This window comes from Acinetobacter sp. V104_13 (assembly GCF_031798995.1).
Taxonomy (GTDB): domain Bacteria; phylum Pseudomonadota; class Gammaproteobacteria; order Pseudomonadales; family Moraxellaceae; genus Acinetobacter; species Acinetobacter pittii.
The window spans coordinates 1-15,049 of sequence record NZ_JAVQNP010000001.1; the positions used below are offsets into that span (position 1 = coordinate 1).

At 37.4% G+C, this 15,049-nt stretch carries 18 protein-coding genes; 13 read left to right on the forward strand and 5 right to left on the reverse strand.

The features are described 5' to 3' along the window. Positions 1–166: 166 nt before the first annotated feature. The 3 genes from RMB06_RS00005 to RMB06_RS00015 are packed head-to-tail and all read left to right on the forward strand — an operon-like array spanning position 167 to position 2,393. Positions 167–670, forward strand: coding sequence for a YfiR family protein (locus tag RMB06_RS00005; protein ID WP_002117836.1), 504 nt, complete (start codon positions 167–169; stop codon positions 668–670). Between the two features lie 5 nt (positions 671–675). Beyond that, positions 676–1,899 (forward strand): diguanylate cyclase domain-containing protein, encoded by a 1,224-nt coding sequence (locus RMB06_RS00010; protein ID WP_005065229.1) that lies wholly within the window; start codon positions 676–678, stop codon positions 1,897–1,899. Between the two features lie 14 nt (positions 1,900–1,913). Continuing rightward, the gene (locus tag RMB06_RS00015; protein WP_002117846.1) at positions 1,914–2,393 is read left to right on the forward strand and encodes an OmpA family protein; all 480 of its coding nucleotides are present in this window, start codon (positions 1,914–1,916) and stop codon (positions 2,391–2,393) included. A 50-nt stretch (positions 2,394–2,443) separates the two neighbouring features. Here RMB06_RS00015 and RMB06_RS00020 read toward each other — a convergent pair whose 3' ends face one another. After that, complete coding sequence (locus RMB06_RS00020) at positions 2,444–3,454, reverse strand: metallophosphoesterase (RefSeq protein WP_005065230.1); 1,011 nt, start codon at positions 3,452–3,454, stop codon at positions 2,444–2,446. 106 nt (positions 3,455–3,560) lie between these two features. On the opposite strand from RMB06_RS00020, the gene RMB06_RS00025 reads away from it, so the two are divergent. Further along, entirely contained in the window at positions 3,561–5,186 is a 1,626-nt protein-coding gene (locus RMB06_RS00025; protein WP_002117884.1) for a phospholipase D family protein, read from the forward strand. On the opposite strand, the gene RMB06_RS00030 is transcribed toward RMB06_RS00025, so the two are convergent. Further along, the gene (locus RMB06_RS00030; protein ID WP_005065232.1) at positions 5,187–5,996 is read right to left on the reverse strand and encodes a 1-acyl-sn-glycerol-3-phosphate acyltransferase; all 810 of its coding nucleotides are present in this window, start codon (positions 5,994–5,996) and stop codon (positions 5,187–5,189) included. It lies immediately after the preceding gene. Positions 5,997–6,214: 218 nt separating this feature from the next. Here RMB06_RS00030 and hflX point away from each other — a divergent pair, with 218 nt between their 5' ends. From hflX to RMB06_RS00050, 4 genes are all read left to right on the forward strand, one after another. Continuing rightward, positions 6,215–7,558, forward strand: a complete 1,344-nt coding sequence (hflX, locus tag RMB06_RS00035) for a ribosome rescue GTPase HflX (protein ID WP_014207696.1) — start codon at positions 6,215–6,217, stop codon at positions 7,556–7,558. A gap of 33 nt (positions 7,559–7,591) precedes the next feature. Continuing rightward, on the forward strand, positions 7,592–7,963 hold the full coding sequence (locus RMB06_RS00040; RefSeq protein ID WP_002117849.1) for a hypothetical protein: 372 nt from the start codon (positions 7,592–7,594) through the stop codon (positions 7,961–7,963). Between the two features lie 10 nt (positions 7,964–7,973). Continuing rightward, positions 7,974–8,648 (forward strand): LrgB family protein, encoded by a 675-nt coding sequence (locus RMB06_RS00045; protein ID WP_005804924.1) that lies wholly within the window; start codon positions 7,974–7,976, stop codon positions 8,646–8,648. Between the two features lie 82 nt (positions 8,649–8,730). Beyond that, positions 8,731–9,174: a DUF2147 domain-containing protein gene (locus tag RMB06_RS00050; RefSeq protein ID WP_002117847.1), complete on the forward strand. Its 444-nt coding sequence runs from the start codon at positions 8,731–8,733 to the stop codon at positions 9,172–9,174. 92 nt (positions 9,175–9,266) lie between these two features. Here RMB06_RS00050 and RMB06_RS00055 read toward each other — a convergent pair whose 3' ends face one another. Genes RMB06_RS00055 through pdxA form a run of 3 tightly spaced genes read right to left on the reverse strand, consistent with a single transcriptional unit; the run spans position 9,267 to position 11,929 of the window. Then, a complete protein-coding gene (locus RMB06_RS00055) occupies positions 9,267–10,109 on the reverse strand; it encodes a symmetrical bis(5'-nucleosyl)-tetraphosphatase (protein ID WP_311077772.1) in 843 nt (280 codons plus the stop codon). Further along, positions 10,110–10,922 (reverse strand): 16S rRNA (adenine(1518)-N(6)/adenine(1519)-N(6))-dimethyltransferase RsmA, encoded by an 813-nt coding sequence (rsmA, locus tag RMB06_RS00060; RefSeq protein ID WP_005065242.1) that lies wholly within the window; start codon positions 10,920–10,922, stop codon positions 10,110–10,112. A 23-nt stretch (positions 10,923–10,945) separates the two neighbouring features. Beyond that, on the reverse strand, positions 10,946–11,929 hold the full coding sequence (gene pdxA / locus RMB06_RS00065) for a 4-hydroxythreonine-4-phosphate dehydrogenase PdxA (RefSeq protein ID WP_311077773.1): 984 nt from the start codon (positions 11,927–11,929) through the stop codon (positions 10,946–10,948). A gap of 173 nt (positions 11,930–12,102) precedes the next feature. Here pdxA and rplM point away from each other — a divergent pair, with 173 nt between their 5' ends. The 5 genes from rplM to RMB06_RS00090 all read left to right on the forward strand — a co-directional run bounded on the left by rplM (position 12,103) and on the right by RMB06_RS00090 (position 14,874). Beyond that, entirely contained in the window at positions 12,103–12,531 is a 429-nt protein-coding gene (rplM, locus tag RMB06_RS00070) for a 50S ribosomal protein L13 (protein ID WP_002117832.1), read from the forward strand. Positions 12,532–12,543: 12 nt separating this feature from the next. Next, entirely contained in the window at positions 12,544–12,930 is a 387-nt protein-coding gene (gene rpsI / locus RMB06_RS00075) for a 30S ribosomal protein S9 (RefSeq protein ID WP_002048725.1), read from the forward strand. 175 nt (positions 12,931–13,105) lie between these two features. After that, positions 13,106–13,759, forward strand: a complete 654-nt coding sequence (locus tag RMB06_RS00080; RefSeq protein WP_130120046.1) for a glutathione S-transferase N-terminal domain-containing protein — start codon at positions 13,106–13,108, stop codon at positions 13,757–13,759. 6 nt (positions 13,760–13,765) lie between these two features. Then, positions 13,766–14,200, forward strand: a complete 435-nt coding sequence (locus RMB06_RS00085) for a ClpXP protease specificity-enhancing factor (protein WP_311077774.1) — start codon at positions 13,766–13,768, stop codon at positions 14,198–14,200. Between the two features lie 17 nt (positions 14,201–14,217). Next, positions 14,218–14,874, forward strand: a complete 657-nt coding sequence (locus RMB06_RS00090; protein WP_311077775.1) for a hypothetical protein — start codon at positions 14,218–14,220, stop codon at positions 14,872–14,874. Positions 14,875–15,049 lie beyond the last annotated feature (175 nt).

The window sequence follows — 15,049 nt, forward strand, 5'->3', positions numbered from 1 at the left end:
TTATAGACCATCTCATCCCCTTTGCAACCCTTTTTTTAAATCAATATCATCAACTGGATACTTTTTAAGCTTTTTAGTCACTTTTAGATGAGATATTAAACTTTTTTTACGTTATCAACTTCATGTAGAATAGATTATTCGTGCAATAGTTTGGCATTAACTCACCATGTGGCAGTTCGCTAAAAAAGTATTTGTTTGCATACTTGTAGTGCTTGCTACGAGTGGGCCTTGTTATGCCAATTCAAAACATAATTTCTATGTACTTACTTTATCTATTCTAAGCTACAGTAAGTGGGAGAATGTAAATACTCCTACTCTTTGTGTGATTGATAACCCTTCTATTACATCTACTTTTCAATCTTATATCCAGCAAATGTCTTATAATTATCGTGTTCAAACTGTAAATGCGAAAGATTTTGCTCGGTCACATTGTCAGGCTGTCTATTTTTCTAGTACTTCTCCGCAGCAACAACAAAACCTTATTCAAAACTATCCTTATCATTCTTTACTTTCTTTAAGTATTAATAATTCAGAGTGCGAGATAGGAAGTATCTTTTGTTTATATACTCAGAATAATTACACTACCTTTAAAGTTAACTTAGATGCTTTAAGTCACTCCAAAGTCCATATTGATCCGAGAGTATTACTCTTGGCTAAGAATGCGGAGTAAGGATCATGATATCAAAGTTGTATCAGTCCACTTCACTACACGCATTATTTAGAAAATCTCAATTTACTATTTTTGCTATTACTTTTTTTATTTGCTCTTTTACGTTTGTCTCAATTTCCGTTTTTACTATGGAAACTTATGCCAAACAGAATTTGCAATTGCTTAGTCATACTCTATTAGAGCGTATTCAGCCCGCAGTCGTGTTTAATGATAAAATTACAATAGAGCAGATTTTGAATGAGTATACGAATGACCACTCAATTCGTACTATTCATATTTATGATTCTGAACATCATTTAATTGCCCAAAGTTTTAAATTATCAAGTCAAACTTCAATTTTAGAAGGCTGGTTTGATCACTGGTTTTTAAATGAGCCTGTTCATCTTACAATTTATCATCATGAACAAAATGTAGGTGAACTCACACTTTTTGGTAGCTCTGAAAAAATATTGCAGTTCCTAAAAATGATTATGGTAGGGCTTGCGATTGCAATGTTGTTTATTGTTTGCGCTTTATGGTGGTCAGTAAATTTAACTTATCGTCAAATTATGCAGGCTATTTACCCACTTACTAATATCGCTCAAATTGTAAGTGAACAAAAAGCTTATAATCTTCGTTTTCCTTATAACCGAATTAAAGAGTTTCAAGATTTAAATACCGTTTTTAACGAGTTACTTGAAGAAATTCAAATATGGGATAATCAGCTACAAAAGGAAAATCGTAAATTATCCTTTCAGGCTCATCACGACCAGCTCACCTTATTACCTAATAGACATTATTTTTACCAAATCCTTTTAGACATGTTTGAAGATAAAGGGTTTGATAATAAGTCTGCATTATTATTTATAGATAACAATAACTTCAAAGCAATTAATGACCAATTTGGCCATTTAGCTGGCGATGAAGTTTTAAAAGAAATGGCGAATCGCCTGCAAACTCGTTTGCGTCATCAAGATTTTATTGCAAGGTTAGGTGGTGATGAATTTGCTGTCATTTTGCATTCCATTAGTCATGCTGATCATTTAATATCTATTGCTGAAAATTTACTCGAAAGCTGTAAAGAACCTTTGCATCTAAATGGTCAAACCATTTACTTCAGTTTCAGTGTAGGTATTGCTTTATCACAATTTGCATCTAGCCCCGAAGATTTCATTATGCAAGCAGATCAAGCAATGTATAAGGCTAAAAATTCGGATGAACACTGGTTTATCTATAAACCTGAAAATTAAATTTAGGCTAATCTATGAATACAAGATCTTTAAAACTCTCTTTTATTGCATTGCTATGCATTACTCTTGCAGGGTGCCTGAGTTTTGGTCCATTAAAATATCGTCAAGTAAAATTGCTCAAAAAAGAAGGTTTCGTTCTTACTGATGAAGGCTGGACTTTAGGTTTACCAGAACGCTTGTTATTTGACTTTAATAATGCACAGTTAAAACAAAGTCATGAAGCTGAGTTAGTACGTCTGGCAAATCAACTGAATAAATATGACCTGAATAAATTGAAAATTGTTGGTCATACTGATGATGTTGGTGATGCTACATATAACCAAAAGTTATCTGAAGAGCGTGCTCAAAGTGTGGCAAACCTTTTCTTAACACGTGGATTTAAAAAAGAAAACATCTACGTAATTGGTCGTGGTTCAACACAACCTTATGTGCCAAATACAACCAATGAAAACCGTGCGATTAACCGACGTGTTGCGATTGTCGTTATTCCATAAGTAGATTTAATTCAAAAAAAAGCCAATCCTCTGTGATTGGCTTTTTTATTTTAAACTAGCTCAATAATATCAATGGTTGGTGGCACTCTGAAACGCAAAGGAATTCCAACCATTCCTGTGCCAACGGTAACAAAGACATCCGCATGCTCGTGAGAGTAGAAACCGCGCTTATGACCTAAAATTGATACTTTTTTCATAATATAGTTAGTCAACCATGGAAGCTCTACCTGCCCTCCATGTGTATGTCCAGATAACATTAATGGTCGATTCGGTAATTTAGGCACCATATCTACCGTATCAGGGTTATGAGATAAAATTAACCAAGGCTTGTCTTGCGGTAAATCTGGCATAGAACGCATATCGGTTTTGCCTGCCCAGAGGTCACCAATACCAATCAAACGAAATTCTTCAAAATCAACAATCTTACCTTCGATATCAACAACTTCATTATAAAATAGGGCATCTTTTAATAGTTGCTGAATCGGTGGGCCAGGATATTGCTCATCATGATTTCCAGGAACCGAATATACAGGCGCCTGAATTTCTTTTAAAACACTTAATTCTTCAATCAATCTGTCTTCTGGCTCATATGTCCAATCACCAGCGACTACCACTAAATCAGGTTGCTGTTCATTTAATTTTCTAACGATGGTTTTGAGCTGACGTTCATGCCCTGAAAATAAACCAATATGTAAATCTGCAATTAAGGCTACTTTTACTGGCTTATCAAAGCTACGATCTGGGTTTAAACGATATTGATGAGTATCGACACGCACTAAATGAGGTTCAATAAATCGGGCGTAAATTAACACGCCACTTAAGAAAAAGATGAAAATACCTTGATGAATTGAGTAGTAACCAATCCAAGCAGCATATAAATTAAAAAACCAGAGAGGAATAAGTAGATAAGAGAGATAAAATGCGAGTAGATGCACAAAAGCTTTAAATGGATGAATCGTCTCGGTTCGTGATTGATGAATCCAAGCCTCAGAAATTCCCCATAAAGCAAGTATTGAAAAAATAAAGTAAAAACAAAAAATGATTGAATTTGGATTCCACATTACGGCTCTCGACTTATCTTATATTGATTGCTAGTAATCAAATTCAATATTTATCTTTCAATATGCACGAATTATACTCTAGCTCACCTTATCGTATGTACTGATTATGGCACAATCCTTTCCTTCCAAACAGCTTCAAACGAATCAACAAGCTAAAGGCTTTTTGATAAAAGCCTCTATAGTCCTATGTTCAAGTTTTGCTGTGGGTTTGACAGGATGTAGTACTCTGCCAAAACATGGTGTTGAGCCAGTACAATATGCAAAAGATATTGATACCTCTGAGACTTCACTTGCCAAAATTATTACACCTTTACGCCAGCAAAATCCAAAGTTAACGGGTTTCCATGTTCTAAATGATCCGCTGGAGGCTCTAGCGGCTCGACTTAGATTAATTGATAAAGCCGAAAAGACTTTAGATTTACAATATTACATTTGGGATAATGACAAAGTTGGTGCTTTAGCCTTGCACGCGATTATTCGTGCAGCTGATCGAGGTGTAAAAGTCCGACTTCTTATTGATGACAATAATGCAAAAAAAATGGAAGGGATTTTACTAGCCCTTTCTCAGCATAAAAATATTGAAGTTAAGCTTTTTAATCCCTACCGTTTCCGCAAATATCGTGCGATGGATATGGTGCTTGATTTAAAACGTATCAATCGTCGTATGCACAATAAAAGTTTTATTGCCGACAATGAAGTTGCTCTTATTGGCGGGCGCAACATGACCAATCAATATTACAATGTAAGCGATAGCTATCAGTTTTCTGATGTCGATGTAATGTTGGTAGGCGCTGCTGTTGATGATATCGTAAATTCGTTTGATGATTACTGGAATCATGAATATGCATATTCGGTTCAAAGTATCGTAAGCCCTGAGCAGCACCGTTTACGCTATGAAGGCTTAAAAGAACAGCTTGAAGCACACTATCAACAAGCTACCGTTCAAAACTTTTTAAACTTAACCGCAAAATCCCATGCATTTGATCAATGGCTAAATCATAATATTCAATTCGATTGGGTCAAAGCAGAAGTGGTAAAAGACTCACCTGATAAAATCAAATCGAAAGCTAAGAAGGAAGAACATCTCAACTTCCAATTAATTAATCATTTGGAAAAACCAGAAAGTAACGTTGACTTAATCTCTGCTTATTTTATTCCTGAAAAACAAGGTGCCAAGATTTTAAGCACGCTTGCCAAAGAAGGTGTTGAGGTTCGAGTTTTAACGAATTCTTTTAAAGCGAATGACGTTGCTGTTGTACATGCCTTTTATGGGAAATATCGTAAAGAACTGCTTAAAAACGGCGTACAACTTTATGAATTTTTACCAACACCCGATAAAAGAGATTTAAATAAAAATACAGATGAGCTTGCCACTAAAGCTAAAGTAAATATGAAAGGGCTAAGCCGATCAAGTTTGCATACTAAACTTATGGCATTAGATGAGCAGGTTTTTATTGGTTCATTTAACTTTGATCCGCGCTCGGCTTACTTAAATACTGAAATTGGTGTGATTTTAGATAGCCCATCACTGGCTAAGACGATTCACCATACAATGGATGAAAATTTAAATAAGTATGCTTATAAATTAAAGCTCGACACTAATAACCATATTTATTGGCAGCAAGAAACTCCGAATGGTCCTGTAATTTATAGACAGGAACCTGAGATGAAATGGTGGCAAAAAGCAGGCATGAAATTTCTTTCATGGCTGCCACTTGAAGGATTTATGTAATTAGTTATTTGGCTTAAGTACTTTCTGATGTAGTTGAGCCAAACCTTCTACCATTTTTTCTTGCACTTCACGCGTTAAACTTTTGACGTCATGCCCTTCCACTGAAATGGGAGGCAAAGTTAACAGATGAGCTGTTACTTTAGGCATTTCGAGTACACGTTGAATATGTTCGGCAAATGTCATGTCACCAATGAATGGCGCAACTGTATCTAATTGCCCATCGCGATTTACATAACAAATCAAACAAACCTGTACTGGACGCTGTGCTTCAATCGCTGCTCCTAGTAATCGTCCATGAACTTTTTTAACAGAATGTCCATCTGTAGTTGTAGCTTCAGGAAAAAATAATACTGGAATATTCTGTTTTAAAAATTCAGCAATTTGCTCACGAATTCTGACGGAATCGCCAGATCCACGCTTAATAAATAACGTTCCACCACTTTTGGCTAAGTTGCCAAGAATAGGCCAATTTTCAATTTCAGCTTTAGCCAGAAAGAAAACTCGTGCACCAGAACCTAGAACTGCAACATCTAGCCAAGAAATATGATTACTTACCCATAAAGCTGGTTCTCTAGGAATTGTGCCATGTACTTCTATATCTAAATTAAAAACCTGACATAAACGGCGGCAAAAGTATTGGACATAACGTGTATTAACAGGATTATTAGGATCTTTATAAAGCCCATGTCGATAAACTAGATAAAAACCTTCACTAATTGCGGCCGTGGCAGAAGTGACCTTTTTTCCGTATAAACCTATTTTTGATAATTTCTTTAACGTTGAATTAACTATACTTTGCGTTTGAGCCATAAAATTTCACTAACGATTAATCATTGTTATACCCATCTCAAGTCATTCTATACGTTTCGTAATAAACTTGCATTGACGTTAGAGAACGGCAAATAAAATAAATCTGAACACTAGACTAATCTCATGTAACTAATCTAAAGGATAAAAACAAACGCTTTCCCCTTTTGCTTAAGTTTCCTCTAGAATAAAGTTTTCTCATTTTCAGGATTTATAGCCACGTGGAATATGTTGATCGGCATCAAGGCGGTGAACGCACAATCTTAGTGAGTGTTTCTGTACAATTATTAGATGATCTGGATGCCGAAGAGTTTGCTCTACTTGCACAGTCTGCTGGTGCAGATATCCTTGAACATATTAAGGTTCAGCGTAATAAGCCTAATCCTAAATTTTTTATTGGCTCCGGAAAAGTCGAAGAAATTGCAGAGCAAGTTCAGGAACTAGAGGCGAGTCTGGTTATCTTTGACCATGCGTTATCACCTGCTCAAGAACGAAATTTAGAAAGAATATTAAAATGCCGAGTTATTGACCGCACTGGCTTGATTTTAGATATTTTTGCGCTGCGTGCCCGTACGCATGAAGGTAAGTTACAAGTCGAACTTGCTCAGCTTAAACATTTATCTACTCGTCTTATTCGTGGTTGGTCTGCCGATTTTGAACAACAAAAAGGTGGTATCGGCTTACGTGGTCCTGGTGAAACACAACTAGAGACAGATCGCCGTCTCATTCGTGTTCGTATTACCCAATTAAAAGATAAATTAGACAAAGTACAACAGACTCGTATGCAAGGGCGTGCTGCAAGACAAAAAGCAGCTATTCCAACGGTTTCATTAGTAGGTTATACCAACGCTGGTAAATCGACTTTATTTAATATTTTAGCTAATAGTGATGTCTACGCAGCTGATCAACTATTTGCAACACTCGATCCAACCCTACGCCGTTTAGACTGGGATGGTATCGGTACTGTTGTGCTAGCAGATACAGTAGGTTTTGTACGAAACTTACAGCATGATTTGGTTGAATCATTTAAAGCAACACTTGAAGAAACACTAGAAGCGACCCTTTTACTGCATGTTATTGATAGTAGTAGCCATGACATGCTTGACCAAATTGAAGCAGTTGAAGGTGTATTAAAAGACATTGGTGCTGATGCTCCCGTACTTCGGGTGTACAACAAAATTGACCTAAGTGGTGAAGAGGCCAAAATCATTTATGCTGAGCCCCACGTCCCAGATCGAGTTTATGTTTCAGCTCATTCTGGTCAAGGTCTAGAGTTGCTCCAAAAAGCAGTACAAGAATGCTTAATGGGCCAAATTCAAAAGTTTTCACTCGTGCTTAAGCCTGCTTATGGCAAATTACGTACTCAACTTTATGCCTTAAATGTTATTGAGTCTGAACATTATGATGATGCAGGCTTATTACATATTGATGTGAAGATTGCGCCACATAAGTTAGAAAAGCTGATTCGCCAAGCAAAGCTTCCATTGGATGAAATCTTGGGAGAACACGCAAGTCAATTTAAGCGCCCCTTGGAAGAGTTTGAAATCAAGGGCGATATCAGTTAAAACTTGATAAGTAAACTTTTAGAGATAAAAAATATGGATAAGATCAAAAGTATAGACTGGACAGCATGGGTAATTACATTACTACTCATTATTGGTTTTCGTGAAGGCTCTGTCGTTGTCATGCGTGCTTTTGGTCATCCAGAATTAGGTAATCTGGTCGGTTTAATCAGCTTACTTATTATTTTACTGATTTGGAGAAAGTTTAAAAAAATTCCACTTCGAATAGTGGATACCAATAATAAAATTATGAAAGAAAGTGGATTCGCGTTTTTACCTATCTGTGCAGGTTCATTAATTATGCTCGTACATATGGGTAAGGAAATTCCATTATTTCTTTTTGTTTTAGTGGTCAGTACCCTTATACCTTTGTGGGTCTATGCAAAAATGGCAAAACGTTGGTTATAAGGAGAATATAATGTTTACGATTTTCTACGGATTTTTGATCACACTCATTGGTTATCTGTGTGCAAAGCCTTTAAACCGACGTTTCCCGCAAGTTCCACTTTTAGTTTTCGGCATGTTCATTGTAATTGGCTTACTTTCAGTTTTGCATGTGCCATATGAGCAGTATCGTCTTTATGTGAATGACTTATTTGGTCATCTATTAGGTTATGTCACCGTAGCATTAGCCATCCCTTTAGCTGCAATGCGTTACGATGATCTTCCAATTAAATCGGTCATTGGTATTTTACTTTTTGCAAGTATTAGCGCCGTTGCCCTACCTATGGGGCTAGCATACTTGTTACATATGTCCGAACCTACCATTCTTGCATTTGCCACCCGTGCAGTAACCACTCCAATTGCTCTGAACATCGCAACTTTATTACACGCTCCTGAAACACTCGTAACCCTTATTGTTATTTTGTCTGGAGTAATCGGCGCTGCATTCTCACCATTCTTACTTAAACATATTCATGATGAGAGAGCATCAGGTTTAGCCTTAGGTTTAGCTGCACACGCCATCGGAACAGCTCAAGCTTGGCAACGTGGGCCTGTTGCAGGTCGTTACGCTGCATTTGGTATGGCATTGAATGGTGTATTTACTGCAATTTGGCTACCAACATTAATGTTATCTTTTGGAACACCATAATTAAGAAGTTGATTAAATAAACATTGAACGGTCTATCAATTCCAAATAAGATGACCTTTCAAAGTTAAAAGGATTTTTAATTATGGGGAAAATTTTTATTGGAGCTCTGCTCTTATTGGGGATTAATACTGCTACATTCGCAGCAGATATTACAGGTCTCTGGCAAACAATTGATGATAAGACAGGTGCTCCTAAAGCACAGGTAGAAATACGAAAAGAAGCGAACGGGACATATGCCGGGAAAATTATCAAAGTAACGCCACGCCCAGGTTATACGCCTAAAGAAATTTGTGATAATTGCCCTGCGCCATATACCAATAAACCGATTTTAGGTCTGGATATCGCAACTGGTTTAAAACAGGTAGATGGACTGAACTATACTGGCGGTAAAATTTTAGATCCGAATACTGGCAAAGTTTACGGGCTTAAAGCAAAACTCAGTTCAACTGGCAAACGCTTACATATGCGCGGTTATCTCGGAGTTTCAGCTTTAGGGCGTAATCAAATCTGGATTCGAGTAGAATAATAGTTCCCAATAAAAAAGCCGCTTCTGCGGCTTTTTTATTTTTAGCTCAGCTACAAGCTTCATCTTGCACTCATAGAAAAACATTGCTTTTCTTATATTTGCACAGGATTTTCAACAGAAAAAATTTCTTTGTCTTCAATACGATAAGCCATTAATTTTCTGCCCCAAACACAGCCACCATCGATATTCTGGATCTGCTCATTAATAGTTCGGCCCTCGAGCGCAGCCCAATGACCAAAAATAATCTGATGAGTTTGTGCGGCTTTGCTCGGAAATTCAAACCAAGGTAAATAACCTTCCGGCATTGGTGCATCCAAAGAATCTTTAAAACTAAACTCTAAAGCCCCTTGGGCATTGGTTAAACGCATGCGAGTCAAATAATTGGTAATACAACGTAAACGCGCAGAACCAGTTAGGTTATCTTCCCACAAATCTGGTTTAGAACCATACATGTCTGCTAAAAAAGCATCCAATACAGATAAGTCTTGATGAGACAGTACTACCTCTACCTCTTTTGCCAACGTTACAGTTTTTTGTGCATCCCAAATACAAGGTATGCCAGCATGAGTAAGGATCGTATGCTCGTTTGGCAATAAACATAATGGCTGTTTACGTAACCAATCGATTAACTCATCACCATCAATAGCATCAATAACGTCTTGGGTACGATCTTTTTCTTTAATCTCTTTTAAACCACGCGCACCCGCAATTAAAGTCAGGTCATGATTTCCAAGTACAGTTGCAGCAGCTCCACGATCAGCAAGCTTTTTAATAAAACGTAATGCCCCTACCGAGTTTTCACCACGTGCGACTAAATCACCAGCAAACCATAAAAAGTCTTGATCTGGATCAAAACGTATTTCTTTAAGCAAGGCTTTTAGAGCTTCAAAACACCCCTGCACATCGCCAATAACATAGTTAAAACGCTTAGTCATTTACGCCACCATTTGATCGGCCAAAGCAACAAATTGGGCAAGTGTTAAGGTCTCTGGACGAGCCATTGGATCAACACCAGCTTTTTCAAAGCCATCTTCTGCAATCATACCTTTAAGACTGTTTCTTAAAGTTTTGCGGCGCTGAGTAAATACATGGGCAACCAGTCGAGCTAAAGCTTTTTCATCTTTTGCTGTAATTGGCTTTTGATCATAAGGAACAAGGCGGAAAACCGCACTCGTTACTTTAGGTGGTGGGTTAAATGCACCAGCCGGCACTTCAAATAAAAATGTTGGTTGACAGTAATATTGAATCATTACCGACAAGCGGCCATATTCTTTTGTATTTGGTTCAGCAGTAATACGGTCAACCACCTCTTTTTGCAGCATAAAGTGCATATCTTTAACTTTGCTACCAAATTCCAAGAGATGAAAGAGTAATGGGGTTGAAATGTTATAAGGTAAGTTACCGACTACACGTAATGGTCGGCCATCTTTTACCAGTTCGCTAAAGTCATATTTTAATGCGTCAGCTTCTATAATCGTCAAACGTTCAGGATGTGGAACACGTTCTGGTAGCCCAGCAGCTAAGTCACGGTCTAGCTCCACTACTGTTAATGCATCACATTCCCCAATTAAAGGAGATGTTAAGGCAGCTAAACCAGGTCCAATCTCGACAATATTGTCGCCTGTACGCGGACTTACAGAGCGCACAATTTTGGCAATGACTCGTTGATCATGTAAGAAGTTTTGACCAAAACGTTTACGAGCTTTATGCCCTTCATCTTTCGGGTTTAGGGCATTAATTTGATACATAGAACATTTCCAACATGAAAAATTTAGCTCGCTGCTAAAGATAAAGCTAAATCAACAGCGACATTTAAACTTGAGCTTTTTGCCAAACCAGTCCCAGCCAAAGACAACGCAGTGCCATGGTCAACCGAAGTTCGAATGAAAGGCAAACCCAATGTAATATTGATGGCTTCACCAAACCCTTGTGATTTTAACACAGGTAAACCTTGATCATGGTACATGGCAAGTACAGCATCTGCATTTTTAAGATGTTCTGGAGTAAATAAGGTATCTGCCGGCAAGCTTAAACTCATTTTAAGCCCTTGCGCCCGATAACTTTCGAGTACAGGATTAATAGTCTCAATCTCTTCACGCCCCAAATAACCATCTTCACCTGCATGAGGATTTAAGCCACACACGAGTACACGTGGGTCTGTAATCTTAAATTTAGTTTTTAAGTCATGCAGTAAAATATCAATAACCTGATGCAATCGTTCTTTAGTAATTGCATCCGCTACATCTCTTAAGGGTAAATGTGTAGTTGCTAAGGCGACACGCAAGGTTTTGGTTGCAAGCATCATAACGACACGCTCTACACCTGCAAACTCTTGATAGTATTCAGTGTGACCACTAAACAAAATACCAGCATCATTAATAACCGATTTTTGCACGGGTGCCGTGGCTACTCCCACACTTTTACCAGACATTGCATAATTTGCTGAACGACGCAGTTGTTCTAATACGTAGGCTGCATTAGCTGGGTTTAATTGACCATCAATGACAGCTGCTTCTAAAGGCACATGTTCTATATAGAGTTCATTCAGAGATGATGACTCAGGCTGTCCGGTATATTCTATAAATTGAATATCGATCCCAAGTTTTTGGGCACGTTGTTCTAATAAATTTTGGTCACCCAAAATAACAACAGGGCGTTCATCAACCCGCTTAGCCAAGCTCAAACAGATATCTGGACCAATACCAGCCGGCTCACCGGAAGTGACATATAATGGCAGCACAATCACTCCAGACACATAACAAGAATTTTTTTGATTTTAACATATCTGACATTCATCAGTTTATGGATTAAATTATATGGCTTAAAATGGATTTTTCTTGTGAGTTGGGACAAACTCGTTTAGAATGCTCGCTCCTTTTGTTTGGACAGATTCCATAGTCCAAACCAACTATAATAGGTAGTGGTTTAATGAAAACTCTCAGCGCTAAGCCAGCTGAAGTTCAACATGACTGGTATGTTGTTGATGCTTCTGGCAAAACTTTAGGTCGCCTTGCGACTGAAATCGCTCGTCGTTTACGCGGTAAGCACAAAACTTCTTATACTCCTCACGTTGACACTGGCGATTACATCGTTGTGATTAATGCTGAACAAGTTCAAGTGACTGGTAAAAAATCACTTGATAAGAAATATTATCGCCATACTGGTTTCCCTGGTGGTATCCGTGAGACTAACTTCGAGAAGTTAATTGCTCACAAACCTGAAGCTGTTCTTGAAAAAGCGGTTAAAGGCATGTTACCAAAAGGTCCTCTTGGTTATGCAATGATTAAAAAAATGAAAGTGTACGCTGGTACTGAGCATCCGCATGCTGCTCAACAGCCACAAGTTTTGGACATCTAAGGGATACAGCACATGGCTACTAATTATGGTACAGGTCGCCGTAAGACCGCAACTGCACGTGTTTTCTTGTCAGCTGGTACAGGTAAACTCGTTATTAACAACCGTACTTTAGAGCAATATTTCGGTCGTGAAACTGCTCGTATGGTTGTTCGTCAACCTTTAGAACTTTTAGAAGTTACTGAAAAGTTTGACCTTTACATCACTGTTAAAGGTGGTGGTATCGGTGGTCAAGCTGGCGCGATCCGTCACGGTATTACTCGTGCGCTTATCGCTGCTGACGAAACTTTAAAACCTGTTCTACGTCAAGCTGGTTTCGTTACTCGTGATGCTCGTGAAGTTGAACGTAAGAAACTTGGTTTACGTAAAGCTCGTAAGCGTCCTCAATTCTCTAAACGTTAATTCGTTTATCGAGTTGGACAAAAAGCCTTGGATTTTTCCAAGGCTTTTTTTATTATGAAAATAGAGCCATAAAATGCAAACTTATAAATATAAACAAACTATCTCTTTAGAACAGTGATTTCCTAGAGCATTTTTAGTATCCTAATCGATTCACTCAACCACGTCGTCTTGTGATATGTCGGTCGAAAACACCTCTATTCAGGGGATTACCCTTTACAGTCATGCTGATGATTTCCGTTCTCACTGGATTCGTTTCTTATTAGCAGAAAAACAAATCAAATATCAATTAATCATAACTGACCATGAAGACGAAGATTTAGCCAGCTTAAATCCTTACAACCAATTACCGATGTTGGTCGAACAAAATCTTAAATTATTTTCAGCACCTATCATCGCTGAATATTTAGATGATCGTTATCGCCAAAGCAAGCTTTATGCCGATGCACCTATGATGCGTGCAGAACAGCGTCAGTATATCTGGAGACTTGAAAACGACTGGTTTAAGTTAGCAGATCACATGTTAAAACATGCTGACTCACTAAATCTCGAACAAAAGCAAAAAGCTCAAAAAGAACTACGTGAAACATTAATTTCACTTACTCCCCTATTTCAGCATTTTCCGTATTTCATGTCTGAGAATTTTACAATCTTAGACTGCATGCTTGCCCCTATCTTTTTAAGATTAAATAGCATGGGAATTGATTTACCCAAACAGCACTGTCGACCTATATTTTTGTACTGTAAACGTATCTTTGAACGGCCTTCTTTTGCTAAATCGATGACGCCTCAAGAGAAAAACCGTTACAATGAACTATTAAATATGGAATAGCGTGATATGTCTGAGCAAACTATTGATTTAACCCCTACACGTCCTTATCTTGCTCGTGCAATCTATGAATGGATTTGTGATAACCAGCTTACTCCTTATCTATTAGTTGATGCGACACAACCGCATACCGACGTTCCGCAACAATTTGTTAAAGATGGGCAAATTGTTCTAAATATTGTGCCGCATGCAGTTCATCAATTACTTATTACCAATGAAGCTATTACATTTTCAGCTCGCTTTGGTGGAGCATCAAAAGACATTTATGTCCCTCTTCAAGCGGTTTTAGGGATTTATGCACGTGAGAATGGACAAGGTTTATTCTTTGATCCTGAAGAATATGCCAATGTAATACCTGTAGAAAATACAGTAGAGTCAGAAGTACAAGAAGCAACTGAAACAACATCGACTAAGAAAAAACCGACGTTAAGAATTTTAGATTAAATTTAGAGGAAGAAAGCATGGCATTTGATTTAGTCCAATACTTTGCTGAGCAGATAAAAATTCAAAAGCCTCAGCTTTTAAATCAATATCCAGTTAATGAAAAAAATAAACTGATTGATGAGGTGAATATTCTTACGCTTGGAAAACTGATTAGTTTATGGCGTCAGAATGATAATAAGATTTATCAAGAAATCAAAACCTCAGATCCACTTTATATTCAAGAAGTTGCTCGTCATTTAACGACTTCTAAATATAATCAGTCGACTTTAAAAAATTCAGAACTAGAACAGAGTATTTCTGAAATTTTAACTTTGCAATTAGCAGAACTTAATCAGCTCGATGAAACAGGTGGTTTTGGGCATAATGGCTTAAAAGAATTAATTTTAGGTCAGATTGAACACTTATCAGGCCAAGCTGAAGATTGGGTTTGGTCAACAAACCACCTAAATGAATTAATTGGTTCTAAACCTGTGGAACAAGAAGAGCTATCATTGGATACAACAATGAAGGAGTTCAACCAAATGGTTCACCAAGCCCAACCTCATCATGATGACGTGCATATTGAAGAACAAGCTGCCGAAATTTCTGTACCTACATGGTCAAAGATTGTTGCCCCTGTAGTTGCTTTAGCAATTTTGGGCTATCTCTACTGTATTTATACACAGCTCGTTTAATTTGATTTTTATATAAAAAAAGGGGAATTCATTATTCCCCTTTTTATGATTAAAATTAGAATATTTTATTTTTCAATATTTTATTAACATTCTATTACAATTGTTTTATTCAGATTTTAAAATATATAATGTAAAACTCAGCACAATATTAAAAGTATAATGTAAAAATAATCTT

Excerpts from the sequence above, each read along its gene's own strand:
- RMB06_RS00030 (WP_005065232.1), bottom strand. The coding sequence starts at position 5,996 with ATGGCTCAAACGCAAAGTATAGTTAATTCAACGTTAAAGAAATTATCA.
- rplM (WP_002117832.1), top strand. The coding sequence starts at position 12,103 with ATGAAAACTCTCAGCGCTAAGCCAGCTGAAGTTCAACATGACTGGTAT.
- RMB06_RS00040 (WP_002117849.1), top strand. The coding sequence starts at position 7,592 with ATGGATAAGATCAAAAGTATAGACTGGACAGCATGGGTAATTACATTA.
- rpsI (WP_002048725.1), top strand. The coding sequence starts at position 12,544 with ATGGCTACTAATTATGGTACAGGTCGCCGTAAGACCGCAACTGCACGT.
- RMB06_RS00080 (WP_130120046.1), top strand. The coding sequence starts at position 13,106 with ATGTCGGTCGAAAACACCTCTATTCAGGGGATTACCCTTTACAGTCAT.
- RMB06_RS00010 (WP_005065229.1), top strand. The coding sequence starts at position 676 with ATGATATCAAAGTTGTATCAGTCCACTTCACTACACGCATTATTTAGA.
- RMB06_RS00045 (WP_005804924.1), top strand. The coding sequence starts at position 7,974 with ATGTTTACGATTTTCTACGGATTTTTGATCACACTCATTGGTTATCTG.
- RMB06_RS00015 (WP_002117846.1), top strand. The coding sequence starts at position 1,914 with ATGAATACAAGATCTTTAAAACTCTCTTTTATTGCATTGCTATGCATT.
- RMB06_RS00085 (WP_311077774.1), top strand. The coding sequence starts at position 13,766 with ATGTCTGAGCAAACTATTGATTTAACCCCTACACGTCCTTATCTTGCT.
- RMB06_RS00025 (WP_002117884.1), top strand. The coding sequence starts at position 3,561 with ATGGCACAATCCTTTCCTTCCAAACAGCTTCAAACGAATCAACAAGCT.
- RMB06_RS00005 (WP_002117836.1), top strand. The coding sequence starts at position 167 with ATGTGGCAGTTCGCTAAAAAAGTATTTGTTTGCATACTTGTAGTGCTT.
- RMB06_RS00020 (WP_005065230.1), bottom strand. The coding sequence starts at position 3,454 with ATGTGGAATCCAAATTCAATCATTTTTTGTTTTTACTTTATTTTTTCA.
- RMB06_RS00050 (WP_002117847.1), top strand. The coding sequence starts at position 8,731 with ATGGGGAAAATTTTTATTGGAGCTCTGCTCTTATTGGGGATTAATACT.
- RMB06_RS00090 (WP_311077775.1), top strand. The coding sequence starts at position 14,218 with ATGGCATTTGATTTAGTCCAATACTTTGCTGAGCAGATAAAAATTCAA.
- rsmA (WP_005065242.1), bottom strand. The coding sequence starts at position 10,922 with ATGTATCAAATTAATGCCCTAAACCCGAAAGATGAAGGGCATAAAGCT.
- RMB06_RS00055 (WP_311077772.1), bottom strand. The coding sequence starts at position 10,109 with ATGACTAAGCGTTTTAACTATGTTATTGGCGATGTGCAGGGGTGTTTT.